This window comes from Pseudoalteromonas sp. S3178 (assembly GCF_005886985.1).
GTDB classification, from domain to species: domain Bacteria; phylum Pseudomonadota; class Gammaproteobacteria; order Enterobacterales; family Alteromonadaceae; genus Pseudoalteromonas; species Pseudoalteromonas carrageenovora.
Window position 1 is genome coordinate 1 of sequence record NZ_PNCW01000433.1, and the last position, 375, is coordinate 375.

Here is a 375-nt window from a genome sequence, read left to right on the forward strand (position 1 = left end):
TTGGGTACGCGAGTCGATAGCATTAGTGAAGTACCTTACACTTTGCGTATTGAGCTCACCCGCTTGCTGCAAAATATTAATGACTTCAGGACCACCTAAATTCTCAGAAAGTACGATGCGATCGTCGATGTCAATTCGATAGGCATCCACAGTAAATGAGAACGCGTCTAGTGTATAGACAAAGCCCGCCGTCATATTGACCGACTCTTCAGGCTCAAGCTCTCGAGCACCTAGCGCTTTTGCAGCTGGCGTATCAACAGTAAAGTGACCTACTTCACTAGGTACGCCATTTTCAAATACCGTAGCAATGGATTTATAGGACGTTTGAGCCAATGAAGGCGCTCTAAAACCTGTGCTTACAGCACCACGTAGTGA

General features: G+C 46.1%; 1 protein-coding gene. It reads right to left on the reverse strand.

Going from position 1 to position 375, the window contains the following annotated elements; genetic code table 11:
* A partial coding sequence (locus tag CWC11_RS21625) for a TonB-dependent receptor (protein WP_138684232.1) occupies positions 1–375 on the reverse strand: 375 nt, incomplete at both ends.